The organism is Saccharothrix sp. ST-888, from assembly GCF_000955975.1.
In the GTDB taxonomy this organism is placed as follows: domain Bacteria; phylum Actinomycetota; class Actinomycetes; order Streptomycetales; family Streptomycetaceae; genus Kitasatospora.
The window spans coordinates 49,949-73,141 of sequence record NZ_JYJF01000001.1; the positions used below are offsets into that span (position 1 = coordinate 49,949).

The following is a 23,193-nucleotide window of genomic DNA, read 5'->3' on the forward strand; positions in this document are numbered from 1 at the left end:
GACCCGTAAGCCAGGCACACCCCAGGGGCGCGGGGAACTGCGCGAGAGCCGTGCACCGCTGGTTCGGGCTGGTCGCGCGGTTCCCCGCGCCCCTGAAGTGCAGCCCCTGAAGTGCTCGCGTCTGGAGTGCCGCCCCTGCGGGGTCAGGTCGGGAAGAGCCAGCGGCGGAGGGTGCGGGTGACGGCGGGGAGGGCCAGGTAGGTCATCAGGACGCTGATGACGGGTGCCATCAGGAGGGTGCGCGGGACCACCGGCAGGTCCGTCAGGTGGGGTGTGACCAGCAGGCTCGCGCTGACGGTGAGCGGTGCGATGGCGAGCGTGGAGGCGACGGCCATCTTCCAGCGCGGCGGCGGGGTGCGCTTGGCCCCGGCCGGGGTGGTGGCGAACCAGCCCTCCATGCCGTGCAGTTCGCGGCGGGCCACCTCGACATGGTGCCCGTCCATCCTGGCGAAGCACTCGGCCCGGTCCGGCGACTGCTGCCAGGACTCGAAGGCCGCGTCGTCCTGGAAGTGCAGCAGCAGGTGCCAGGGCTCGCCCGGCCCGGCGGGGCGCAGCAGGCCGGTGCCGAGGTTGCCCGGGTGTGCGGTGGCCCTGTCGAGGATGGCCCGGGCCCACCCTTCGAAGGACTCCTCGTGTCCCGGCTCCACCCGGCGTGCTACGAAGAGGGTGACTTCGTCCCCCGCGTGCCTGATCTCGTTCATGATCCCTCCCCTTTCGAACCTCGCAGCGTACGCACCGCGCGCGGTCTCCCGCGAGCCCGTTCGGGCCGTGGACAACACCTCGGGGCCGCACGGGGGTTAGCGTGTGGTCCGGCAGGCAGCCGTCCCCTGGGGAGGTCTGGTGGAGGGGTTCGACCGGAGCGGTACCGGAAGCATCAAGTGGGCCCGTGCCGGGGCGGGGCGGATCGCGCTCGGGCTGGCGGACATGGACCTGCCCGGCCCACCGGAGATCGGTGCGGCGCTGGCCGAGCGGGCCCGGCACCCCGCGTACGGGTACACGGTCTGCGACCCGGCCGGGCGGGAGCTGGTCGCGGCCTGGTACCTGGAGCGGCACGAGGTGGTGGTGGACCCGGACTGGGTGCTGCTGCTGCCGTTCAGTCCCCGGACCGCGCTGCGGCTGCTGTTCGAGGTGGCCGCACCCCGCAGGCCGGTGGCGTTTCCCGCACCCGAGTGGATCGGATTCCGTCAGATCTGCGACGCGGCCGGGCTGCGGTGCCGCCCGGTTCCGCTGGCCGCGGACGGGCTCGGCTACCGGCTGCCGGTGGCCGGGCTCACCCGGGACGGCACCGATCTGATCGTGCTGAGCAGCCCGCACAACCCGTCCGGGCGGGTCTGGACCGCCGACGAGATCCGGGCCCTGGCCCGGGCGGCCGCCGCGGCCGGCGGGCTGCTGGTCTCGGACGAGGTGCACGGGGATCTGGTCCATCCCGACCACGGGCTGTCGCAGCCGGTGGCCGTCGCCGTGGCCGGGGAGGCGGCTCGGCATGTGGTGACGCTGAACTCGGTCGGCAAGACGTTCAACACCTCGGGTGTGCCGAGCTGCTTCGCCCTGGTCCCGGACCCCGGCCTGCGGGAGCGGCTGACCGCCCTCATGGCGGGCTACGGCCTCTGGGAGGGCGGTCTGCTCGAACAGGTGGTGCAGCGGGCCGCGCTGCGGCACGGCGGCCCGTGGCTGGACGGCCTGCTCGGCGGGCTGGTCGCCGCCCGCGACCTGGTGCTGGCCGCGCTGCCGGACGGCGCGCTGCTCTCCCGTCCCGAGGCCTCGTACCTCGTCTGGCTGGACGCCGCCGCGCTGGGTCTGCCGGCCGACCGGGCCCGTGAGGTCCTGCTGGCGGAGCGGGGCGTGGAGCTCTCGGACGGCACCGATTTCGGTCTGCTGGGACGCGGGTGCCTGCGGCTCAACTACGCCCTGCCCCGGCCGCTGCTCGAGGCCGCGCTCACCCGTCTGACCGATCCTGTCCCCGGGCGCTGACCGGCTCCGCGCACCGGGATTGACCGGTTCCGGTGCCCCGGCACTGACCTGCTGCTTCGCCGGAGCCGAGCACGAACCGGTCGGCGCAGATGTTTGATTCGTAGCAGACTGAGGCAGGAGAACCGGGCCGCGACCGCGGCTTGAGGATGGTGAGTCCGGTGACAGCCGTACGACCGAAACAGGCGCCCCCGACAGCGCAGCCCCCACCACCGACCGAGGTGAGCCCGCTGACCGAAACGCTGACAGACCCACTGACGGACATACCCCCGCGCACGGATGTGCCGCCGCTGACCGAGGCGAACGCGGAGGGTCATCTGGCCGCGATCTGCTTCAAGATCGGACCGCCCAGGCTGGTGGGCGTGGAGGCGGAGTGGTTCGTCCACGACGCCGAGAACCCCGGCTCAGCGGTGGCGCCGCACCGGCTGGAGCAGGCCCTGGCGGCACTGCCCACCGATCCCGACGGCGAACACCCCGGTTCGGACGGCCCGTTGTTCCCCGCGGGTTCCCGTCTCACCCGTGAACCCGGAGGGCAGGTCGAGCTCAGCTCCCCGCCCTCCGACAGCCCCGGAGACTGCGCCGAGGGCCTGCTGCTCGACCAGGGCACCCTGCGGGCCGCCCTCGCCGCCCAGGGCCTGCGCCTCACCGGTTCGGGTACCGATCCGCTGGCGCGCGAGCGGCTGATGCAGCTCTCCCACCCCCGCTATCTGGCGATGGAGCGGCACTTCGACCGCACCGGCCCGTGGGGCCGGATCATGATGTGCGGCACCGCGTCCCTCCAGGTCTGCGTGGACGCCGGGACCGCGCGCGGCCCGTCCTCGTACGCGGCGCGCTGGCAGCTGCTGCACCGGCTCGGCCCGGTGCTGGTCGCCGCCTTCGCCAACTCGCCGTTACTGGACGGCAAACCGACCGGTCACCGCTCCACCCGGCAGATGGTCTGGTCCCGGATGGACCCGACCCGGACCCTGGCACCGCGGCTCGCCGACGGCGACCCGCGCGGGAACTGGGCCCGCTACGTCCTGGACGCCGAGCTGCTCTGCGTCCGCCGCGACCACGGCCGCTCCTGGGCCGCCCCCACCGGGTGCACCTTCCGCGAATGGCTGCGCGGCGACGGCGAGCGCCCGCCGACCCTGGCCGACCTGGACTACCACTGCACCACGCTGTTCCCGCCGGTCCGCCCGCGCGGTCACCTGGAACTTCGCATGATCGACGCCCAGCCGGGCAACGGCTGGCTGGCCCCGCTCGCGCTGGTCACCGGGCTGCTGGACGACCCGGTCGCCGCCGACACCGCGCTCGGCGCGCTGGAGGTGCTCGACACCTCCAGCCTGCTGCCGCCGCGCTCCGAGCTGTGGCGGCGGGCCGCCACCCTGGCCATGGCCGACCCCGCGCTGCGCCGGGCCGCACTGACCTGCTTCGGCGCGGCCGAACAGGCCCTCGCCCGCCGCCCCGGCAGCGGCCGGCTGCGCGCCGCGCTCACCGAGTTCGCCGAACGCTACCCCGCGCGGGGCCGATGTCCCGCCGACGACCAGCTGGACGCCCTGCGGGCAGGTGTCCACCCCGTCCCCCTGGAGACCGCACCATGCTGAACGCCGACCGTCTCCCGCCGGAGCGCACCGGCCCCGAACCGCTGCGCGAGCGGATAGCCGCCGAGCTGCTGGCCGCCCGTGCCCGGACCGCCGCGCTCACCGACTGCGTGGACGAGCGGGAGCTGACCGCCCAGCACTCCCCGCTGATGTCGCCGCTGGTCTGGGACCTCGCGCACATCGGCAACCAGGAGGAGCTCTGGCTGCTGCGCAACGTCGGCGGCCGCGATCCGATGCACCCCGAGATCGACCCCCTCTACGACGCGTTCGAGCACCCGCGTGCCGCCCGCCCCACGCTGCCGCTGCTTCCCCCGGCCGAGGCCCGCGCCTACGCGCACGAGGTGCGCGGCCGGGTCCTCGACCTGCTCGCCGCCAGTCCGCTCGAAGGGGTGCCGCTGCTGGACGAGGGCTTCGCCTTCGGGATGATCGCCCAGCACGAGCAGCAGCACGACGAGACCATGCTGATCACCCATCAGCTCAGGCCGGGCCCGGCCGCCCTGTCCGCTCCCCCGCCGCCGGCCGCCGATCTCGGGCGGCTGCCCGCCGAAGTCCTCGTCCCCGGCGGCCCGTTCACCATGGGCACCGACACCGAACCCTGGTCGCTCGACAACGAGCGCCCCGCCCACGAGGTCTCGCTCCCGGCCTTCCGGCTGGACACCGCCCCGGTGAGCAACGCCGCCTACCAGGAGTTCATCGCGGACGGCGGCTACGACAACCCGCACTGGTGGACGCCCGAGGGCTGGGAGCACCGCCGGCGGGCCAGCCTCCAAGCCCCGCTGTTCTGGCAGCGCGAGGGCGGCCGGTGGCTGCGCCGGCGCTTCGGGGTGACCGAACCGGTGCCCGGGGACGAACCGGTGCTGCACGTGTGCTGGTACGAGGCCGACGCGTACGCCCGCTGGGCCGGGCGGCGGCTGCCGACCGAGGCCGAGTGGGAGAAGGCCGCCCGGCACGACCCCGCCACCGGCCGCTCCCGCCGCTACCCGTGGGGCGACGCCGAACCCACCGCCGACCGGGCCAACCTGGGCCAGCGCCACCTCCAGCCGGCGCCCGCCGGCAGCTACCCGGCGGGCGAGTCGCCCTACGGGGCACGGCAGTTGATCGGCGACGTGTGGGAGTGGACGGCGAGCGACTTCCTGCCGTACCCGGGCTTCCGGGCCTGGCCGTACAAGGAGTACTCCGACGTCTTCTTCGGCCCGGAGTACAAGGTGCTGCGCGGCGGCTCCTTCGCCGTCGCGCCGGTGGCCTGCCGGGGGACCTTCCGCAACTGGGACTACCCGATCCGGCGGCAGATCTTCTCCGGCTTCCGCACCGCCGTCTCGGTGGACGAGACCTGATGTGCCGCCATCTCGCCTATCTGGGGCCGCCGGTGGCGATCGGGCAGCTGGTGCTCGACCCGCCGGCGAGCCTGTCCCGGCAGTCCTGGGCGCCGCGCCTGCAGCAGTACGGCAGCATGAACGTGGACGGCTTCGGCGTCGGCTGGTACGCCGACCACGACCCGGTCCCGGCGCGCTACCGGCGGGCCGGGCCGATCTGGGCCGACCCCTCCTTCGCCGACCTCGTCCGGGTGGTGCGGACCGGCGCCCTGCTCGCCGCCGTACGCTCCGCCACCGACGGCTGCGCGGCGGGCGAGGCGGCGGCGGCACCGTTCGGCGCCGAGCGCTGGCTGTTCAGCCACAACGGCGCGCTGCCCGGCTGGCCGCACCAGTTCGGCAAACTGGCCGCCGCGCTGCCGCCCGAGGAACTGCTGGACCTGGCGGCCGGCAGCGACTCCGCGCTGCTCTGGGCGCTCACCCTGCACCGGCTGCGCGCGGGCGACCCGCTGGACACCGCCCTCGCCCGTACCGTCCGGGAGACCGCGGACCACTGCGCCGAGGCCCGGCTCAACCTGCTGCTCACCGACGGGACTTCGATCGCCGCCACGGTCTGGGGCGACAGCCTCTGCTACCGGACGGGCCCCGACTCGGTGGTCCTCGCCTCGGAGCCGTACGACGACCTGCCCGGCTGGATCCGTCCGCCGGACCGGTCGCTGCTGCTCGCCGACCGCGGCGGCGTGACCGTCCGGCCCCTCGGCTGAGTACCGGCCCCACTCCATGGACATTGCTCGATCCACAGCACCGTGAGAGGAATTCCGCACCATGGGCACCTTCGACCTCACCCGACTGCTTCCGGCCGACCACTTCAGCCGCGCACTCCGGCACGACGTGCAGCGCGGTCTCACCGCGAGTCCCAAGTGGCTGCCGCCGAAGTGGTTCTACGACGCCCGGGGAAGCGAGCTGTTCGAGGAGATCACCCGGCTGCCCGAGTACTACCCGACCAGGGCCGAGCGGGAGATCCTGACCGCCCGCGCCCGGGAGATCGCGGCCGTCACCAAGGCCCGCACCCTGGTGGAGCTGGGATCCGGCTCCTCCGAGAAGACCCGGCTGCTGCTGGACGCGCTGCGCGACGTGGGCAGCCTGCGGGCGTACATACCGGTGGACGTCAGCGAGAGCGCGCTGGCGGCGGCGGGGCAGGCCCTCACCAGGGAGTACCCGGGCCTCGCGGTGCACGGGATCGTCTCCGACTTCACCCAGGGCCTCGGGCTGCCGCCCGGCAACGGGCCTCGGCTGGTCGCCTTCCTCGGCGGGACCCTGGGCAACCTGCTGCCCGCCGAGCGGGCCGAGTTCCTCGCCGCGCTGCGCCGCGAACTGGAGCCCGGCGACGCGCTGCTGCTCGGCACCGACCTGGTCAAGGAGCCGTCCGTGCTGGTCGCCGCGTACGACGACGCGGCGGGGGTGACGGCCGCCTTCAACCGGAACGTGCTCGCCGTGGTGAACCGCGAGCTGTCGGCGGACTTCGACCCGGAGCAGTTCGAGCACGTCGCGCTCTGGGACCCGGCCGCCGAGTGGATCGAGATGCGGCTGCGTTCGCGCCGGCCGCAGACGGTGAAGGTGGGTGCGCTCAGCCTGCCGGTGCACTTCGAGGAGGGCGAGGAACTGCGGACGGAGGTCTCGGCGAAGTTCCGGCGGTCCCGGGTGGCCGACGAGCTGACGGCGGCCGGGTTCCGGCTGACCGAGTGGTGGACCGATGAGCAGGGGCGGTTCGGGCTGTCGCTGGCGGAACCGGTCGGGGCGCACGCCTGACGGCGGCGGGCCGGCCGCCCAGTGGGTCTGATGGAAAGTCTTTGTTCAAGTCTTGAAGAGAATGCGACGACAGCCAGGGTCTGATGTACAAGCTTTAAACGATGCGGTTACTATCTCAGCGCCTCAGCGTTGAGTACAGGAGTCACATCGTGAGCGTCACCCAGCAGCCCCAACGGTCCGGGGCGCAGGCCCCGGACCGGCTCGGCTTCGTCGTCTTCATCACCGCAGCCGCCGCTCTCGGTGGCTTCCTGTTCGGTTACGACAGTTCCGTGATCAACGGCGCGGTCACCGGGATCCAGGACCGGTTCGGCATCGGCGACGGTGTCACCGGCCTGATCGTCTCCTCCGCGCTGCTGGGCTCCGCGGTCGGCGCCGCACTGGCCGGGCGCTTCGCCGACCGCTACGGCCGCATTCGAGTCATGAAGGTGGCGGCCGTCCTGTTCGCCATCAGCGCGGTCGGCTCGATGCTGCCCTTCGCCGCCTGGGACCTGGCGTTCTGGCGGGTGCTCGGCGGCGCCGCGATCGGCATCGCCTCGGTGATCGCCCCGACCTACATCGCCGAGGTCGCGCCGACCAGGTACCGGGGCCGGCTGGCCTCCTTCCAGCAGGCCGCGATCGTGCTCGGCATCGCCATCTCGCAGCTGGTCAACTGGGTGCTGGCGGAGTCGGCCGGCGGTGACACCCGCGGCCGCCTGCTCGGCCTGGAGGCCTGGCAGTGGATGCTCGGGATCTGCGTGGTCCCGGCCGTGGTCTACTTCGTGCTCGCCTCGATGATCCCCGAGTCGCCGCGCTACCTGATCTCCGCGGACCGGCTGGCCGACGCCCGCACGGTGCTCCGCGAGGTCGAGGGCGAGGGCGTCGACGCCGACGCGCGGATCGCCGAGATCCAGGGCCTGATCGCCTCCGACCACCGGCCGCGCTTCAAGGACCTGCTCGGCGGCCGCTTCGGTCTGCTGCCGATCGTCTGGGTCGGTATCGGGCTCTCGGTCTTCCAGCAGCTCGTCGGCATCAACGTGATCTTCTACTACTCGTCGATCCTGTGGCAGTCCGTGGGCATCGACCAGAGCAGCTCGCTGCTGATCAGCTTCTCCAGCTCGATCATCAACATCGTCGGTACCGTGGTCGCGATCCTGCTGGTCGACCGGATCGGCCGCAAGCCGCTCGCGATCATCGGCTCGGCCGGTATGGCCGTCTCGCTGGGCGCGGCGGCCTGGGCGTTCAGCTCGGCGACCGGCAGCGGCGGCAACGTCCACATCCCGGACCTCCAGGGCACGGTGGCCCTGGTCGCCGCCAACGCCTTCGTGCTCTTCTTCGCCCTGTCCTGGGGTGTGGTGGTCTGGGTGATGCTCGGCGAGATGTTCCCGAACCGGATCCGCGCCGCCGCCCTGTCGGTCGCCGCCTCGGCGCAGTGGGTCGCCAACTGGGCGATCACGGTGTCGTTCCCGTCGATGTCCCGCTGGAACCTCTCGGCGACGTACGCGATCTACGCGGCGTTCGCGGCGCTGTCGATCGTCTTCGTGGCCCGCTTCATGAAGGAGACCAAGGGCATCCGCCTGGAGGACATGGGCTGACCCGCCCGCCCACGCCCACCGAGGGGCCCGCACCACGGGGTGCGGGCCCCTCGTGCGTCCCCGGTCCCACCCGTGCGAAATCCGGGAGTTGCCGGCGCGCGCGGAGGCCCTGGACCTGTCGGCGGCCGATCAGGCGACTCGCACCGCTGCCAGGACCGGGCCCATCCCCTGGTGAACCGGCCGGGACCGCCGCCTCACCCCGTGGCCTCCGGGGCGGGGAAGCGGAGGGCGAGGCCGTCGAGCAGCGCCTGGAGTCCGGTCTCGAAGGCTCCGTCGTCGATGCTGCGGCGGTGTTCGGCGAGCAGGTGGGCCTCGCCGAGGTGCGGGTACTCGGCGGCGTAGAGCCGGGCGTCCTCGGGGAACCCGGCGGCGAAGGAGGCGAGCGCCGAGCCGGTGATGAAGTAGCGCATCAGCGCGCCGATCCGGGTCGCCTGCCCGCGCGGCCAGCCCGCGTCCACCAGGCAGCCGAAGACCGCGTCGGCGAGGCGCAGCGCGTTGGGCCGGCGGCCCGGCCCCTGGGCGAGCACCGGGACGATGTTGGGGTGGGCGGAGAGGGCGGCGCGGTAGGAGCGGGCCCAGTCGCGCAGGGCGCCGCGCCAGTCCGTCCCGCCGCCGGCGCCGAACATGCCGAGGTCGACCTCGCCCATCACGGTGTCCACCACGGCGTCGAGCAGTTCGTCCTTGGTGGCGAAGTGGTTGTAGAGCGAGGGCCCGCTGACCGAGAGCTCGGCCGCCAGGCGGCGGGTGGAGAGCGCTTCGAGGCCCTCGGCGTCGACGAGCGCGAGCGCTGCCGTCACGATGCGGTCGCGGCTGAGCAGCGGGGTGCGCGGGCGCGCCATCATCGCCTCCTGCGGATGTGTGACGGATGTGTGTTCGGCGGGTCATTCTCGCAGCCGTCCGCCGGGCGCCTCTTCCCAGAGCCGGGTCCGGCGGGCTACAGTCCAGGAAAAACTTGCACCGCTAGTTTATTCGTTCCGCCCTTTCGGGCAAGGAAGAGACGAGAACGAGGGACCACTGCGATGAACCTGGAACTCTCCGAGGAGCAGGCCGCCGTACGCAAGCTGGCCGCCGAGTTCACCGACCGCGAGATCGTGCCGCACGCCGCCGCCTGGGACCGCGCCGAGTCGGTGGACCGCACGGTCATCGGCAAGCTGGCCGAGCTCGGCTTCCTCGGGCTGACCATCCCCGAGGAGTACGGCGGCAGCGGCGGCGACCACCTGGCGTACTGCCTGGTGCTGGAGGAGCTGGGCCGGGGCGACTCGGCGGTGCGCGGGATCGTCTCGGTCTCGCTCGGTCTGGTGGGCAAGTCCGTCAACGCCTTCGGCACCGAGGAGCAGAAGCGGTACTGGCTGCCGAGGCTGACCTCGGGCGAGGCGCTGGCCTGCTTCGCGCTGACCGAGCCGGGCACGGGTTCGGACGCCGCCAACCTCACCACCCGGGCGGTCCGGGACGGCGATAGCTGGCTGATCACCGGCGCCAAGATGTTCATCACCAACGGCACCTGGGCCGACGTGGCGCTGGTCTTCGCCCGCACCGGCGGCAGCGATCCGGACCGGCAGGGCCATCGCGGGGTGACCGCCTTCCTGGTCCCCACCGACCTGCCGGGCTTCGAACGCCGGGAGATACACGGCAAGTTGGGCCTGCGCGGCCAGGCCACCGCAGAACTGTCGCTGGACGGCGTACGGGTGCCCGACAGCGCCCGGCTCGGGGCGGAGGGCAAGGGCTTCACGGTGGCGATGGCCGCGCTCGCCAAGGGCCGGATGTCGGTCGCGGCCGGCTGCGTCGGCATCGCCCGCGCCTGCCTGGAGGCGGCGGTCGCCTACGCCAAGGAGCGCGAGCAGTTCAACAAGCCCATCGCCTCCCACCAGCTGGTGCAGGAGCTGCTCGCCGACATCGCGGTGGACGTCGAGGCGGCCCGGCTGCTGACTTGGCGGGTCGCCGACCACATCGAGCGCGGCCTGCCCTTCGCCACCGAGTCCTCGGTGGCCAAGCTGTTCGCCTCCGAGGCCGCGGTCCGGGCCGCCAACAACGCCCTCCAGGTCTTCGGCGGCTACGGCTTCATCGACGAGTACCCCGTCGGCAAGCAGCTGCGCGACGCCCGGGTGATGACCCTGTACGAGGGCACCAGCCAGATCCACAAGCTGCTCATCGGCCGGGCGCTGACCGGCATCAACGCGTTCTGAAGCACCCGCAGCCCCGGACCCACCAGCACCCCCGGACCCACCAGCAGAATCTGCAGAGACAGTAGAGGAGCCCGAAGAAGTGCGTCCCGTCTACTTCGCCGCCGCCCGCCGCACCCCGATCGGGCGGCTGCGCGGCGCGCTGTCCACCGTACGGCCCGACGACCTGTCGGCCGGCGTCCTGCGCGGACTGCTCGACCAGGTACCGCAGTTGGACCCGGCCAGGATCGACGACGTCTACTGGGGCGCCGCCAACCAGGCCGGGGAGGACAACCGCAACGCCGCCCGGATGGCCGTCCTGCTCGCCGGGCTGCCGGACACCGTGCCCGGCGCCACGCTCAACCGGCTCTGCGCCTCCGGCATGGAGGCCGTCACCACGGCCGCGCGGGCGATCGGCTCCGGCGAGGCCGAGATCGTGATCGCGGGCGGCTGCGAGTCGATGAGCCGCGCCCCGTTCGTGCTCCCCCGCCCCGACGAGGCACTGCCGCACCGGATCGAGACCTACGACACCCGGCTCGGCTGGCGGCTCACCAACCCCCGGATGACCGAGCTGCACGGCGTGCTCTCGATGGGCGATACCGCCGAGGAGGTCGCCACCCGGTACGGCGTCACCCGGGAGCAGCAGGACGAGTTCGCGCTGCGCAGCCACCAGCGGGCGGCCCTCGCCCGCAAGGACGGGCACTTCGACGCCGAACTCCTGCCCGTGCTGCGGCCGGACGGGGTGACCGTCGGCCAGGACGAGAGCATCCGCGAGGACACCACGCTGGAGAAGCTGGGCCGCCTGAAGCCGGTCTTCCGGGAGGGCGGCACGGTGACCGCGGGCAACGCCTCGCCGATGAACGACGGCGCGGCCGGGCTGCTGCTGGTGAGCGAAGAGGCGCTGCGCGAGCTGGAGCTGGAGCCGCTCGGCCGGTACGTCGGCGGGGCCTCGGCCGGGGTGCACCCGGATGTGATGGGCATCGGCCCGGTCCCCGCGACCCGCAAGCTGCTCGGCCGGGTCGGCTGGCAGGTTCCGGACATCGAGGAGGCCGAGTTCAACGAGGCGTTCGCCGCCCAGGCACTGGCCTGTGTGCGGGAGTTGGGCTTCGACCCGGAACTGGTGAACCCGAGCGGCGGCGCCATCGCGCTCGGCCACCCGCTGGGCGGCTCGGGGGCCCGTATCCTCACCACCCTGCTGCACCGGATGCGGCGCACCGGCGCCCGGCGCGGCCTGGCCACGATGTGCGTGGGCGTGGGTCAGGGCAGCGCCGTCGTGGTCGAGAGTGTCTGACCGTCCGGGTCCGCAGGCTCCGGGCGCCCGCCCGGTCACGTTCACAGAGACTGAGCTACCGAGGAGAGTTGGCATGGCACGTTTTGCAGGCAGGATCGCCGTGGTCACCGGCGCGGCGCAGGGGATCGGCGCGGCGACCGCGCTGCGGCTGGCCGAGGAGGGGGCGACGGTCGCCGTGGTGGACCTGACGGCCGAGCGGGCGCAGGGCACGGCCGAGGCGATCACCGCGAAGGGCGGGACGGCCCGGGCGTACGGCTGCGACGTGGCGGACTACGACGCGGTGGAGGCGGTGTTCGCCGCCGTGGCCGAGGAGTTGGGCGGGATCCACATCCTGGTCAACAACGCCGGAATCACCCGGGACAACCTGTTCTTCAAGATGCCGAAGGCGGACTGGGACGCCGTCCTGACGGTCAACCTGACCAGCGCCTACAACTGCAGCCACGTGGCGCAGAAGTACATGGTGAAGCAGAAGTACGGCAAGATCGTCTCGCTCAGCTCGCGCTCGGCGCTCGGCAACCGGGGCCAGGCCAACTACGCCGCCGCCAAGGCGGGCATCCAGGGGCTGACGGCGACGCTGGCGATCGAGCTGGGGCCCTTCAACGTCAACGTCAACGCGGTGGCCCCCGGCTACATCGCCACCTCGATGACCGCCGCCACCGCCGAGCGGGTCGGCGCCACGCCCGAGTCGCACCAGGCCGAGGTCGCCGAGCGCACCCCGCTGCGCCGGGTCGGACAGCCCGAGGAGATCGCCTCCGTGGTCGCCTTCCTGGCGAGCGAGGACGCCTCCTACGTCAGCGGCCAGACCCTGTACGTGAACGGCGGAGCGCGCTGAACAGGTGACGGGCTGTCCGTCGGATGGCCGATCCCGGTGTGGCGTTACCAGGACCGGGGTCGGCCTTTACCTATTCAGGTGGCCGGTAGGGGCCACCCGGCACCTCCGATCCGACTATGGCCCGACCGGCCCCGGACCGATGAGATGACGGGGCCGACCGTCCACGGTCGGAGTCCGTGTCGAACCGTCGCTCCGAAGGAGTCCCATGGGTGCCTTTCCCGCCGGCCGCGGTCCCCGCCACTCCACCGCGGTCCGCACCGCGGCGCTGCTCGCCGCCGGAGCCGCCGCACTGACCGCCGGCACCGGCCCGGGCGGCAGGGCCACGGCCGCCCCCGCAGCGGTGCACGTCCGCCCGGCCTCCGCCGGGCACATCAGCGCCCTCGGGCTGAGCGCGCCGATGGCCACCTCGGCCTGCGTCGCCAAGGTCGGCCTGCACTGCTACTCACCGCTCCAGTACCGCGCGGCGTACCACCTCGACCCGCTCTACCGGGAGGGCATCACCGGCAAGGGCCGCACCATCGTGATCGTGGACTCCTTCGGCTCGCCGACCATCCAGCACGACCTGGAGACGTTCGACCGGCAGTGGGGCATCCCCGACACCGAGGTCGAGGTGGTCAAGTGGGGCAAGGTGCCGCCCTTCGACCCCGCCAACCAGGAGCACCTGGGCTGGGCCGGCGAGAGCACCCTGGACGTCGAGTACGCCCACGCCATCGCCCCGGACGCGCACATCGTGCTGGTCGAGACCCCGGTGGCCGAGACCGAGGGGGTGACCGGCCTGCCGGAGATGATGGACGCCGAGAAGGCCCTGATCGACGCCGGCCGGGCTGATGTCGTCTCGCAGAGCTTCGGCGCCACCGAGAACACCTTCCCCGGTTTCGACCAGGGTGCCTTCAGCTCCCTCACCGACCTGCGGTACGCCTTCAAGGCCGCCGCCCAGCACGGCGTCACGGTGCTCGCCGCCTCCGGCGACAACGGCGCCACCGACTCCACCGACTCCACGGCGGCCGCGGGCAGCCTCTACCCGTACCGGGTGGACTCCTGGCCGTCCTCCGACCCGCTGGTCACCTCGGTCGGCGGCACCCAGCTCACCCTGGACGACAGCGGCAACCGCACCGCGCCCGACCGGGTCTGGAACGACAAGTACGGCGCCGGTGGCGGCGGCATCTCGGGCGTCTTCGCCCGCCCCTGGTACCAGGCCGGAGTCGCCCAGGTCACCGGCGACCACCGGGGCACCCCCGACATCAGCATGAGCGCGGCGGTGGACGGCGCGGCCTGGACGTACGAGTCCTACGACCCGCACCAGGCCGGCTGGCACCTCACGGGCGGCACCAGCGAGGCCACCCCGATCTTCTCGGGCATCGTCGCACTCGCCGACCAACTCGCCGGGCACCGCCTCGGGCAGCTCAACTGGCGGATGTACAGCCTGAGTCGGCTGCCCGCACGGCAGAGCGGCATCGTCGACGTGACGGCCGGCAACAACTCCTGGGGCGGCGTCGACGGCTACCAGGCCGTACGGGGCTACGACCTGGCGAGCGGGCTGGGCACCATCGACGGGGCCCGGTTCGTGCACTCCATCGCCGGGCGCTGACGGGGCGGCCGGGTCAGAGCTGGGTCTCTATCTCGGCGGTCACCAGCTGCTTGAGGTAGCGCTCGGCCGCGCGGAGCTTGCGGCCGTCCGGCCCCGGCAGGTAGGCGCGGAGTTCGATGATCTCCGGTGCCACCCTGATCGCCTCGGTCCGGTCCTTGATCGAGCGCCAGCACGCCTCCGCGTTGGTCGCCGCCCGCTGGGTCTCCGGATGCTCGGGCCCCTCGGCACGGAGCAGCGTCAGGGCCACCTCGCGGTACAGCTCGGCGGCCAGCTCCGGGCGGCCCGACAGCCGCAGCACGTGGGCGCGGACCTGACGGACCTGCAGGACCGCCGGTGCGACCGGTCCGTGGGTGGACACCGCCTGTCGCTCCAGTTCGAGCGCCAGCTCGGTGGCGCTCTCGTGCTCGCCCGCGTCGGCGCTGCGGACGATGCGGGCGATCGCCTCGCGGTACCCGGCGAGCGGATCGGCCTCGGGGGCCGACTCCGGGGCCGGGGCCGGCTCCGGCTCCACGGCGGCCTGGGCGGAGGCCGCGACGGAGGTGTCGACGGGGTTGTCCGGCACGGCTTCGGGGGCCGGCTCCGGGGCCGGGGCCGGTGACTTCCCCAGGTCGACCAGGGCGGCGGGCTCGGCGCGCTCGTACGGCTGCGGTTCCGGCAGCGACTCGGGCTGCGGCTCGGGTAGCGGCTCGGGCTGCGGCGCCGGATCCGCCGCCACGGGGAGCGGGCCGGCCTTGGACAGGCTCACCGAGGGCACTCCCGCCTCGGCGGGTTCGGACCATGGCGCATCAAGCACCTGCTGCGGCGCCACCTTCAGCAGGGAGACCGGGCGCACCGGACGGGGCGGCGTCGGCGGGACACCGGGCTTGAGCAGTGAGACCGGCTTGCGCGACGCCGCCCGCTGCATCGTCGGCTCCGGCGCCCCGGCCTCCGCTGCGCCCTTGGACAGGATCACCCGGTTCGCCGCCGCCTGGCGCTGCCGGGCCACCCGCGCGGGCGGCTTCGGCAGCACCGCGGCCGGGCGCGGCCCGTCGTACGGCCGGGGCTCCGCCTCGCCCAAGTGGCGGGCGGTGTTGCGGAACAGCGGCCGGTCGGCCGGGTGCGAGCTGTGGATGATCACGTCGGGCCGCAGCACCGAGTGCACCTGCTGGCGCAGCTGCTCCGGCGTCAGGACGGGCTCCGCCCCCGGACGGCCGCCGTGCAGTGCCTCTGTCAACGCGCGGGTGAAGGTGCCGATCTGCTCCGGGTCGGGGGCGACGACCGCCCAGAGCGGCACACCGTCCGTCAACGGGGAGATGGTGCTCTGGAGTTGCGGCCAGACGGCCTGGTCCGCGCTCAGGTCGGCGATCACCAGGGTGTCCCACTCGGCCGGGCGGTGCCGCAGTTCCGCCGCGACGGCCGACCAGGGCAGGCCGTCCTGGCGGATCGTGCCCGCCTTGGAGTCACGCAGCGTCAGGTAGAGCTGGCCGCCGCGCCGGTCGGCGATCAGGTGGCCGCCGAGGTGGACGAGCAGCGGTCCCGCATGGCGGGCGGCGGCCCTGAGGTGGGCGAGAACGCTCTGCGGGTCACTGGCGCCGGGCAGGTGGACGGCGTCCACGGCGTCCGCCGCCAGCAGGATCGACGGCGAGACACCGGCCAGCATCGCCGAGAGCACCGGCGCCTGCGCCGAACCGCTGCGCCCCCAGGAGCGCCGGCCTGACGCACCGTAACCGCCCTCGACCACCAGGATCCGGCCGCGCGGCCCACCGCCGAGCCCCGGGCTCGCTCCCACCGCCACCGAACCGACGGGCGCGGCAGGCGCGGCGGACACGGCGGGGGCCGGTTGCTGGGGCCGGATCACGGGCATGAAGCCGGTCCACCCGGTGGAGGGCATCGGCCCGTCCGGACCGTCGGGGCCAGGCGGCAGGACGGCGGTGCGCTCCACCGTCGGCCCGGCCTCCCCCTGGTACGGCTGCGCCTCGGCGCACCCGGCCGGAACAGCCGGCAGGGTCGGCGGGCCCGGCGGGTTCGGCGGACCCGGCACGGCCGGCGGGGCCGTGGGGTACGGGGGAAGCGGGGCCGTATCGCCAGTGCCGGGAGGCCTGTTGCCACTCCCGGAGGTCGATGTGAGGTCCGCCACCGCCGGTCTCCCGCCCCGCCCCGCGGTTCACGCGAGGTCCGTATCTCCCGCCGTGGTGCCCTTCACCACGCGCGATCTCGCCACCTTACGGTGTGATCCCACGGGCGAGCCAGGCCGGGCCCCTCGATCGCGCCGCTGCGGACGGACGCGCGCCGCCGTTGCCCGGCGTGCCGGCGGAAGGTGTCCGAACGGCAGGCCCGAGGGCCCGAACGCCGGATCGGACGATTCGAACGCGAGATCGGACGCCCTGGATACCGGATCCGGTCGGCCACGACGAACAGGTGGCAGAGCCGTCCTCCTGGCACACCACCAGGCTCCTCGGTCCCGGGTCGTCGACGCCCTCGGAGGAGGCACTTCATCACATCGGGCAAAGGGAGAGTCAAGGACTGTGACACGATGAGCAGATGGATACGACAGCGGTCAGGACTCGCCGGACCTCGCTCGCCGCCGCGGGCCTGCTGCTCTCGGCGGCCGGTCTGCTCACCGCCTGCGGGTCGAAGTCCTCGGCCGCGACCGGGCCGGCAGCCGACGGGCCTGCGCCCACCGCATCCGCCCGCGCCGTGTCCGCGCCCACCGTCCCCGGCCGGTCGGCCTCGGGCACGGCGGCTACCGCGCCGTTCCCGCGGGTCCACGCCGATACGCTCGATACGTCGGGTGTCCCGTACGGAGTGACCCCCAGTGCCGCCCCCGTCACCGCCGAACCGTGCCCGGCCTCGGGGGTCGCCCTCCGGGCCGGGGAGCCCGACGCGGCGATGGGACTGCGCGCCCTGACCGTCGAGTTGACCAACTGCGGCACTCGGCCCTACGCCCTGAACGGCTACCCGACCGTCCGCGTCCTGGACGACCAGCGGGAGCCGTTCGACATCGCGGTCAGCCACGGCGCCTCCGCCATCGCCGTCATCGACCGCTTCGACGCCGGACCCACACCGCTGACCCTGAAGCCCGGCGAGCGCGCGGTGTTCGGGCTGGCCTGGAGGAACACCGTGACGGAGGTCAACTCCGCTCCGGTCAACGGAAGTCACCTGGAGATCACGCCTCGTCCCGGCGCCCGGGCACAGAGCATCACCATCCTGATGGACCTCGGCACCACCGGAAAGCTGGGCATCAGCGCCTGGTCCAGCCCCCGCTGAACCGGCAGCGCACACACCGGCACCGGCTCCGGCACCCGGTGCGCCAACCCGGCCCGGGTGCAGGGTCCGCGATCTCGCGAGCAGGGGTTCCCGCGGAAGTGTGAGATTCCGCGGTCCGTGGGCACTGATCGGGTCGGTCCGCCGAGAGCAATCACGTGCAGGTACCGAGTCGGGGGCGCCTGCCGCCAGCCTGAGGCCAACGAAGACCGGGAACGCAGCCGTACACCTGCCTGAGCACGTTCGGGTGTACGCCGACGCGTGGACATTGCGGTTGGCCGCCGGGGCGGGAGGATTGGCCTCATGGCGGTTCAGGTCATCGTCGAGGCGGCCATCGTGCCGGGGGACGGGATCACGGTCGGTCACGTGCTGGGACACGCCACCGGCCTGACCTGTCCCCTGGACTCGGAACCGAGCACGGCCACCGGCTATCACAGTCGCCGAGTCCGACCGGGCCGGTCAGCTCCCGGCGAGCAGGTCGCGGAGCAGGGCGACCGTGTCGGCGTCCAGATCTCGGCCGGTTCGGCGGCTGAGGGCGTCCAGTCGGTTGACGGCTCGGACCAGTTGGTCGCGGGCACCGGCCGAGGCGTAGGTGTAGAAGAGGTCGCGGTGCAGGAGTTCGATGTCCGGGGCGACGGCGAGGCCGCGGAAGATGGCGGCCTCGGCGCTGCGGTGGTCGCCGTACTGGAGGCGGCGGGCGGCGAGTTCGTGGGCGGTGTCGACGATCGCGGCGAGCATGTCCTGGCGTTCGGCCTCGGCCCAGGCGTAGGCGGTGGTCGGGGCCTCGGCGAACGGGGCGCCGCGGACCAGGGCGAGGGCATGCGCGAGCGCGGCGTCGGCGGTGCTGCTGGTGCTGCGCATGCCGCGCCGGTAGAGGCTGCGGAACTCGTCCCAGTCACAGGTCACGGTCGGGGCGAAGGCGTAGCCGTCCGGCGTGTCCGGGTGCAGGAAGGCCCGGCCGTCGGTGGAGCTGCCGAACCAGCCCGCCAGTTCGGCGAGTTTGGCGGGCAGCGGGGTGCCGGGGCGGTCCGCCGCGGTCCCTGAGCCGTCCGGTTCGGAGCCCGGCTGTTCGGCCGCCAGGTGCGCGGCGCCCGGGTGCAGGGCCCGGTCGAGCGCGCCGTGTTCGACGCCCGGCCGGAGCGCGAGCAGGGCGGCCAGCTCGGTCAGCCGGGGGATGGCCGACGGTTCGGCGGGACCGGCCGCACCCAGGACGTCCACCGGTCCGAGCAGGCGGATCCGGGGAGCGGTACGGGTCGCGTGCGCCTCCGGGGAACGCAGGATCGCCAGCAGGTCGTCACTGTCGCTGCGAGTGGAACCGGACGCCGAGGGCACGGGGTTCACCGGCGCCACCGGGTGGACCGGGGTGACCGGTGCCGGGCGTGCCTGGTCGGCCGGACCGCCGAAGGCGTCCGCCGGGGGCGCCGGGTCGTGCATCGGCACGGGCTCGGGGGGTGCCACCGGGGCGGCGGGGGACGCCGGGGGCGCCGGAGGCACAGGCTCGGCGGCCGGCACTGACGGCACGTCGGCCCCGGGCCGCACGGGCGGGACGAGCGGGACAGGCGGGACGAGCGGGACGAGCGGGACGGGCGGGACGGGCGGAATCGCGGGACGCACAGGACGCACAGGACGCACGGCCGGCACGGTGGACGCAGCGGCACCGGCGGCCCCGGCAGGCAGCGGAGGCGAGCCGGGCACCGAACCGTTGCTGTGCAGGCCGATCCCGTTGGCGCTGTGCCGGGCGGACGGTCGCACCGGCGCGGCCGGGGCCACCCGGCCGTCGTCGCGGGCCTCGGGCGCGGTGGCTGATCCGGCAGCACCGGGCCCGCCAGCCGAATCCCCGACAGCCGAAGCCCAGGCGGCAGCCCCCGCAGCGGCACCGGGCCCGCCAGCCGAAGCCCCGGCGAGGCGCGGGGCCGGTGTCACCGTCGGGTCGGTGCCCGCGAACGGGCTGGCACCGGTCCCGATCATCCGGGTGACCAGCTGCGCCCCGGCCAGGTCCACCGGCAGCGCCAGTGCCGCGCCGGAGGGTGCCCCGACGGTGGCCAGCACCGGCACGGGCGGCAGCGGGATCTCCGCCGCGTCGAGGTCGCCGCCCGGGCCGTCGAGGGTCCAGTCGGGCGCGGGGTACTGGGTGCTGTCACAGGCGACCCGCAGCAGTTCACCGATGTGGTCGTACTGCTCCGGGCCGAGCTTCTGGAGTTCGACGGTCAGGTGCAGGCCGGGGATGGTGGCGGTCCCGCTGCTGGGCAGGGTCCAGCGGGCGACCGGGCCGGTGCCGCGTTCGGGTGCCCGGGTGACCACGGCGAGGCAGGTGCGCGGGGTGCCGTCCAGCAGGCGGCCCAGCTCGGCGGGCAGGCTCCCGCCGGGCGGCTGCGCGGAGAGCACGATCTCGGGCACCCAGGACTCGTCCGCGTGCCCCCGGCTGCGGGCGTCCCGGGGGCTGGCCGCCTCGGCGGCGACCAGGGTGGCCCTGGCCTTGGCCGTGCGCGGGCCGAGCGCCGCGATCGCCGCCTCCAGACTGTCGTACCGGTGGACGCGCTCCACCGCCGGGCCGGTGAGCGGCAGGTCCTCGGCGAGCCCGATCAGGTGCAGGTGCAGCCGGTCGGCCAACGGGCTGTGCGCCAGCTCGACCGCCAGCGTGCGCAGGACGTCCCGTGCGTCGTCCGGGTGCCCGGACAGGTGCATCAGCCGTACGGTCTCCAGGTCGGCGAGCACCACGGCCCCGTCGGGCGCGGTGCCCAGGGTGACCAGGGCCGGGTACGGCGCCGAGGTCTTGGCCGCCTGTGTGGCGGACAGCAGTTCCGGCGAGTCCTCGGGGCACCACCAGACGTTCGGTGCGTGGGCGGCCCGGAAGGGTGCGATCGGAGCGCAGGGCCCGGCGAGATGGAGCTCGACGGTACGCCCTGCGGTGACCCGGACGGCGACCAGGGCGGGCAGGCGCTTGCCGGTCCGGACGGTGTTGCGGGCCAGGGTGCGCAGCGCCCGGTTCAGCAGGTCCAGGCCGGTGTCGCTCTGGCGCACCTTCAGTTCGGCCTCGAAGTCGGCGGCGGGGCCGGCCGGGAGGGCGATGCGGTGCCGGGGGCGGCGGGCCCGCTGCTGGTCGCCCCGGCGGCGGCCCACGGTTCCGATCAGCACCGCTGCGAGCAGCACTCCGACGGTGGAGGTGGCGAGCGCGACGCTGTAGTCGTCGCTGGGGACCGCCGCCTTGGTGGTCGAACTCGGCTTGGCGGTGGGCGACTTGTGCTCGGGCGGCGCCGAGGGCCCGGCGCTGGACGGCGGCACGGCCGGGCCGTGGCCCGAGGTCGGTCCGGGCGTCGGGGCCGAGCCGGACCCGGGCGTGCTCGGGGCCGGGGCCGACTGCGTCGTACCGGTCGTGCTGGTCGTACCGGCCGTCCCGGGGGCGGGGGTTGCCGGGGCCGGGGCCGGGGGCTGGGCGCCGGGGATGGCGAGGACCATGCCGGGAGCCAGCACGTCCGGGTCGGTCAGCCGCTCCCCGTCGGGTGTGCTCACGCCCTTGTTGGCCTCGAAGAGCTTGGGCCAGCCCTCGGCGGAGCCGAGCTCCCGCTCGGCGATGGCCGAGAGCGTGTCGCCCGCGTGCACCGTGACGTTGGCGTGCTGCCCGCCCGCAGGCGTGGCCGTGGAGCCGGCGCCGCTGCCCCGGGGCGTCTCGGGGGGTGTGCCCGTCGCCGTCCCGTCCGCCTTGGCGTCGCCGGGCATGAGCAGGTTCCAGCCGGGCTGGATGGCCCGGTCGGCGTCGAACCGGGTACCCGAATCGTCCATCGTGCGGCCGGTGTTGAGCTTGGCGATCTCCACCCACCGCTCACCGGAGCCGAGTTGGCGTTCGGCGATGGACCAGAGGCTGTCCGCCGGGCGGGCGTCCCTGACCGTGTAGGTCGGGTGCTGGTCGGCCGCCGGGGCGAGGGTCGGGGCCACCGGCGCGGCGGGCAGCGCGGCGGGCAGCGCGCGGGCGGTCAACTGGGCCGGGGCGACCGCCGCATGGGCCTTCTCGGGGGTGGCCGCGAAGGCGCCGCCGGCGACGGGCAGGATGGCGAGGACCGAGCCGACCAGTCCGGCGGCGATCCGCTGACTCCAGCCGAAGGCCGGGATCCGGCGGGCGATCCGGCCGCGCAACTGGGCCGGGATCTCCAGCAGGACGGACAGTGCGAAGCAGAGCCAGGCGATCCAGCCGACCGCGACCAGCACCCAGAGGAAGAGCCGTCCGTCGTCGGGTCCGGTGAGCATCGCGACGAACCCGCCGGTCGCCGGGTCGCCCATGCCCAGGACCGCGAGGGTGCCGTAGAGCAGCAGCGCCGGGAGGCCGACCAGCAGCGCGGCCAGCGCGATCAGCGCGCCGAGCGCGGAGGCCACCGAACCGGCGGTCCGCCCAGGGCTGTTCGGGCGCAGCGGCACCGGCCGCCGCCGATCCGGTCCGGGCGAGCCCGGGGCGCCGCCGCCGTGGGCGGGCGCGTCCGTACGGGTGCCGTGGGCGTGGTGCCTGGCTCGTGGCGCGGCCATCAGCCGTTCTCCGCTTCCGTGACTCCGTGCACCAGGGTGGCCGTGCCTTGGCCGTGCACCGGGAGGGTGTTGACGTTGATCGCGCCGAGCAGCGCGGTGCGGTACGAGGTGTCGATGCTCACCTGGACGGTGTGGTCGTCCTTGAAGCTGACGTCGGCGCTCAGGTGGTACTGGTCGAGGTAGGCGTCGGCGGCGCGGGTGGCCACGTCGAGGTCGTGCTGGCGGGCGCCGATCACCGAGTAGCCGTCGCCGCGCAGCACCGCCGCCTCGTCGAGCTGCTGGCCGACCACCCGGGCGGCCTCCTGGGCGCGGGCGTCGGTGTTCTCGATCGCGCGCAGCCGCCCGCCGCAGTCGAGCACTATGCCGACCACCACGACCAGTCCGGCGGCGCAGATCGCCACAAAGGTGGAGACCGCTCCGGCGTCCGGTACCGCGTTCCTCCCACGTCCGTTCAGGCGTGGCATCAATTCCCCTCCCCCACCAGGTGGTTGAACCCGATGCTGCGTACTTCCGCTCAGCGCCCGGTCATCCGGTTCCCCGGTACCGGTCGATCACCGAGGTGAACCGGCCGGTCATGGTCCTGCTCCCCGGTACTCCCCCCACCGCCAGGTAGTCCAGTGCGACCTTGCAGCTCACCGTCACGCTGACGGTGGTGAGCTGGCCGGTCGGACTGTTGATGGTGCCGTACTCGACCGGGGCGACCGAGGCGTCGCTGCACGGCACCCGCTGGTCCCGGAACACCTCCTGCGCCGCGTCCTGCGCTGCCTGCCGTGCGCCTTCCGGGCTCCGGGCGAGCGAGGCCGCCCTGGCGCCGGACCGTGCTGCCGCATCCACTACCCCGCCGGTGGTCTGAATACGCCCCGCCACCACGGCGATCATCACGAAGAGCACCACCACCGGGATGATCAGGGCGGCCTCGACCGCGACGCTTCCCCGGTCCGCCGCCCGGCTCACGGCCGACCGCCCTGCGGGACGAACTTCTCGCGCGGGGCGGTCACCTGGCGGACGATCGTCATCCCCGACATCCCGGGCAGCAGACTCTGCGCCCGAACGGAGACGCGCAGGCTGAACATCTGCGCGTCCCCGCCGGGGACGACCTCCACCCGCTCGGCCAGGCTGCCCTGCCGGTCCAGGAAGTCCGAGGCCCGCTGGACGGCCCGCTGCGGCGTGCCGCCCCTGATCCGGCCCGCGTCGGTGCCCTCCCGGGCGGCGGTGAGCGCGGCCTGGCTCGCGTACCACCAGAGCGCGGCCTGCACCACGAGCACCACCATCAACAGCACGGCCGGAAAGACGATGGCCAGACTGAGCGTCATCGACCCCCGGT

General features: G+C 73.9%; 18 protein-coding genes. 11 read left to right on the forward strand and 7 right to left on the reverse strand.

The window, feature by feature from the left end; all coding sequences use genetic code 11:
* Positions 1 to 143: 143 nt before the first annotated feature.
* Positions 144 to 701, reverse strand: coding sequence for an antibiotic biosynthesis monooxygenase (locus tag UK12_RS00215; RefSeq protein ID WP_045298099.1), 558 nt, complete (start codon positions 699 to 701; stop codon positions 144 to 146).
* A 139-nt stretch (positions 702 to 840) separates the two neighbouring features.
* Between UK12_RS00215 and UK12_RS00220 the strand changes: the two genes are divergently transcribed.
* From UK12_RS00220 to UK12_RS00245, 6 genes are all read left to right on the forward strand, one after another.
* Positions 841 to 1,971: an aminotransferase class I/II-fold pyridoxal phosphate-dependent enzyme gene (locus tag UK12_RS00220; protein ID WP_045298101.1), complete on the forward strand. Its 1,131-nt coding sequence runs from the start codon at positions 841 to 843 to the stop codon at positions 1,969 to 1,971.
* A 218-nt stretch (positions 1,972 to 2,189) separates the two neighbouring features.
* Positions 2,190 to 3,554, forward strand: a complete 1,365-nt coding sequence (gene egtA / locus UK12_RS00225) for an ergothioneine biosynthesis glutamate--cysteine ligase EgtA (protein WP_197084428.1) — start codon at positions 2,190 to 2,192, stop codon at positions 3,552 to 3,554.
* A complete protein-coding gene (gene egtB / locus UK12_RS00230; RefSeq protein WP_045298102.1) occupies positions 3,548 to 4,885 on the forward strand; it encodes an ergothioneine biosynthesis protein EgtB in 1,338 nt (445 codons plus the stop codon). Before egtA ends, egtB begins: the two co-directional genes overlap by 7 nt.
* On the forward strand, positions 4,885 to 5,625 hold the full coding sequence (gene egtC / locus UK12_RS00235) for an ergothioneine biosynthesis protein EgtC (RefSeq protein WP_045298103.1): 741 nt from the start codon (positions 4,885 to 4,887) through the stop codon (positions 5,623 to 5,625). Before egtB ends, egtC begins: the two co-directional genes overlap by 1 nt.
* Positions 5,626 to 5,686: 61 nt before the next feature.
* Complete coding sequence (egtD, locus tag UK12_RS00240; protein ID WP_045298105.1) at positions 5,687 to 6,670, forward strand: L-histidine N(alpha)-methyltransferase; 984 nt, start codon at positions 5,687 to 5,689, stop codon at positions 6,668 to 6,670.
* A gap of 149 nt (positions 6,671 to 6,819) precedes the next feature.
* Positions 6,820 to 8,241, forward strand: a complete 1,422-nt coding sequence (locus UK12_RS00245) for a sugar porter family MFS transporter (RefSeq protein WP_231590973.1) — start codon at positions 6,820 to 6,822, stop codon at positions 8,239 to 8,241.
* 194 nt (positions 8,242 to 8,435) lie between these two features.
* Here the strand turns inward: UK12_RS00245 and UK12_RS00250 are convergent, their stop codons facing one another.
* Positions 8,436 to 9,080, reverse strand: coding sequence for a TetR/AcrR family transcriptional regulator (locus UK12_RS00250; RefSeq protein ID WP_045298106.1), 645 nt, complete (start codon positions 9,078 to 9,080; stop codon positions 8,436 to 8,438).
* 180 nt (positions 9,081 to 9,260) lie between these two features.
* Between UK12_RS00250 and UK12_RS00255 the strand changes: the two genes are divergently transcribed.
* The 4 genes from UK12_RS00255 to UK12_RS00270 all read left to right on the forward strand — a co-directional run bounded on the left by UK12_RS00255 (position 9,261) and on the right by UK12_RS00270 (position 14,111).
* Positions 9,261 to 10,424: an acyl-CoA dehydrogenase family protein gene (locus UK12_RS00255; protein ID WP_045298108.1), complete on the forward strand. Its 1,164-nt coding sequence runs from the start codon at positions 9,261 to 9,263 to the stop codon at positions 10,422 to 10,424.
* A gap of 79 nt (positions 10,425 to 10,503) precedes the next feature.
* Positions 10,504 to 11,691, forward strand: coding sequence for a thiolase family protein (locus UK12_RS00260; protein WP_045298110.1), 1,188 nt, complete (start codon positions 10,504 to 10,506; stop codon positions 11,689 to 11,691).
* 73 nt (positions 11,692 to 11,764) lie between these two features.
* On the forward strand, positions 11,765 to 12,523 hold the full coding sequence (fabG, locus tag UK12_RS00265) for a 3-oxoacyl-ACP reductase FabG (RefSeq protein WP_045298113.1): 759 nt from the start codon (positions 11,765 to 11,767) through the stop codon (positions 12,521 to 12,523).
* 205 nt (positions 12,524 to 12,728) lie between these two features.
* Entirely contained in the window at positions 12,729 to 14,111 is a 1,383-nt protein-coding gene (locus UK12_RS00270) for a S53 family peptidase (RefSeq protein ID WP_045298116.1), read from the forward strand.
* Between the two features lie 13 nt (positions 14,112 to 14,124).
* On the opposite strand, the gene UK12_RS00275 is transcribed toward UK12_RS00270, so the two are convergent.
* On the reverse strand, positions 14,125 to 16,131 hold the full coding sequence (locus tag UK12_RS00275) for a hypothetical protein (RefSeq protein ID WP_156178467.1): 2,007 nt from the start codon (positions 16,129 to 16,131) through the stop codon (positions 14,125 to 14,127).
* Between the two features lie 500 nt (positions 16,132 to 16,631).
* Between UK12_RS00275 and UK12_RS00285 the strand changes: the two genes are divergently transcribed.
* Complete coding sequence (locus UK12_RS00285; protein ID WP_052681248.1) at positions 16,632 to 17,357, forward strand: DUF4232 domain-containing protein; 726 nt, start codon at positions 16,632 to 16,634, stop codon at positions 17,355 to 17,357.
* Positions 17,358 to 17,813: 456 nt separating this feature from the next.
* On the opposite strand, the gene UK12_RS36220 is transcribed toward UK12_RS00285, so the two are convergent.
* The 4 genes from UK12_RS36220 to UK12_RS39290 form a co-directional block, all read right to left on the reverse strand.
* Positions 17,814 to 21,869: a LysM peptidoglycan-binding domain-containing protein gene (locus UK12_RS36220; protein WP_052681253.1), complete on the reverse strand. Its 4,056-nt coding sequence runs from the start codon at positions 21,867 to 21,869 to the stop codon at positions 17,814 to 17,816.
* On the reverse strand, positions 21,869 to 22,333 hold the full coding sequence (locus UK12_RS00300) for a hypothetical protein (protein ID WP_045298123.1): 465 nt from the start codon (positions 22,331 to 22,333) through the stop codon (positions 21,869 to 21,871). The genes UK12_RS36220 and UK12_RS00300 overlap by 1 nt, the downstream gene beginning before the upstream one ends.
* Before the next feature lie 61 nt (positions 22,334 to 22,394).
* Positions 22,395 to 22,823, reverse strand: a complete 429-nt coding sequence (locus UK12_RS39285; RefSeq protein ID WP_045298125.1) for a TadE family protein — start codon at positions 22,821 to 22,823, stop codon at positions 22,395 to 22,397.
* A complete protein-coding gene (locus UK12_RS39290; protein WP_052681263.1) occupies positions 22,820 to 23,182 on the reverse strand; it encodes a TadE/TadG family type IV pilus assembly protein in 363 nt (120 codons plus the stop codon). Before UK12_RS39290 ends, UK12_RS39285 begins: the two co-directional genes overlap by 4 nt.
* Positions 23,183 to 23,193: the final 11 nt, after the last annotated feature.

What these genes read in the sequence shown, in the direction of transcription:
- UK12_RS00215 (WP_045298099.1), bottom strand. Translation starts at nt 701, where the DNA reads ATGAACGAGATCAGGCACGCGGGGGACGAAGTCACCCTCTTCGTAGCA.
- egtB (WP_045298102.1), top strand. Translation starts at nt 3,548, where the DNA reads ATGCTGAACGCCGACCGTCTCCCGCCGGAGCGCACCGGCCCCGAACCG.
- egtC (WP_045298103.1), top strand. Translation starts at nt 4,885, where the DNA reads ATGTGCCGCCATCTCGCCTATCTGGGGCCGCCGGTGGCGATCGGGCAG.
- egtD (WP_045298105.1), top strand. Translation starts at nt 5,687, where the DNA reads ATGGGCACCTTCGACCTCACCCGACTGCTTCCGGCCGACCACTTCAGC.
- UK12_RS00250 (WP_045298106.1), bottom strand. Translation starts at nt 9,080, where the DNA reads ATGGCGCGCCCGCGCACCCCGCTGCTCAGCCGCGACCGCATCGTGACG.
- UK12_RS00255 (WP_045298108.1), top strand. Translation starts at nt 9,261, where the DNA reads ATGAACCTGGAACTCTCCGAGGAGCAGGCCGCCGTACGCAAGCTGGCC.
- fabG (WP_045298113.1), top strand. Translation starts at nt 11,765, where the DNA reads ATGGCACGTTTTGCAGGCAGGATCGCCGTGGTCACCGGCGCGGCGCAG.
- UK12_RS00270 (WP_045298116.1), top strand. Translation starts at nt 12,729, where the DNA reads ATGGGTGCCTTTCCCGCCGGCCGCGGTCCCCGCCACTCCACCGCGGTC.
- UK12_RS00285 (WP_052681248.1), top strand. Translation starts at nt 16,632, where the DNA reads ATGGATACGACAGCGGTCAGGACTCGCCGGACCTCGCTCGCCGCCGCG.
- UK12_RS36220 (WP_052681253.1), bottom strand. Translation starts at nt 21,869, where the DNA reads ATGGCCGCGCCACGAGCCAGGCACCACGCCCACGGCACCCGTACGGAC.
- UK12_RS00300 (WP_045298123.1), bottom strand. Translation starts at nt 22,333, where the DNA reads ATGCCACGCCTGAACGGACGTGGGAGGAACGCGGTACCGGACGCCGGA.
- UK12_RS39290 (WP_052681263.1), bottom strand. Translation starts at nt 23,182, where the DNA reads ATGACGCTCAGTCTGGCCATCGTCTTTCCGGCCGTGCTGTTGATGGTG.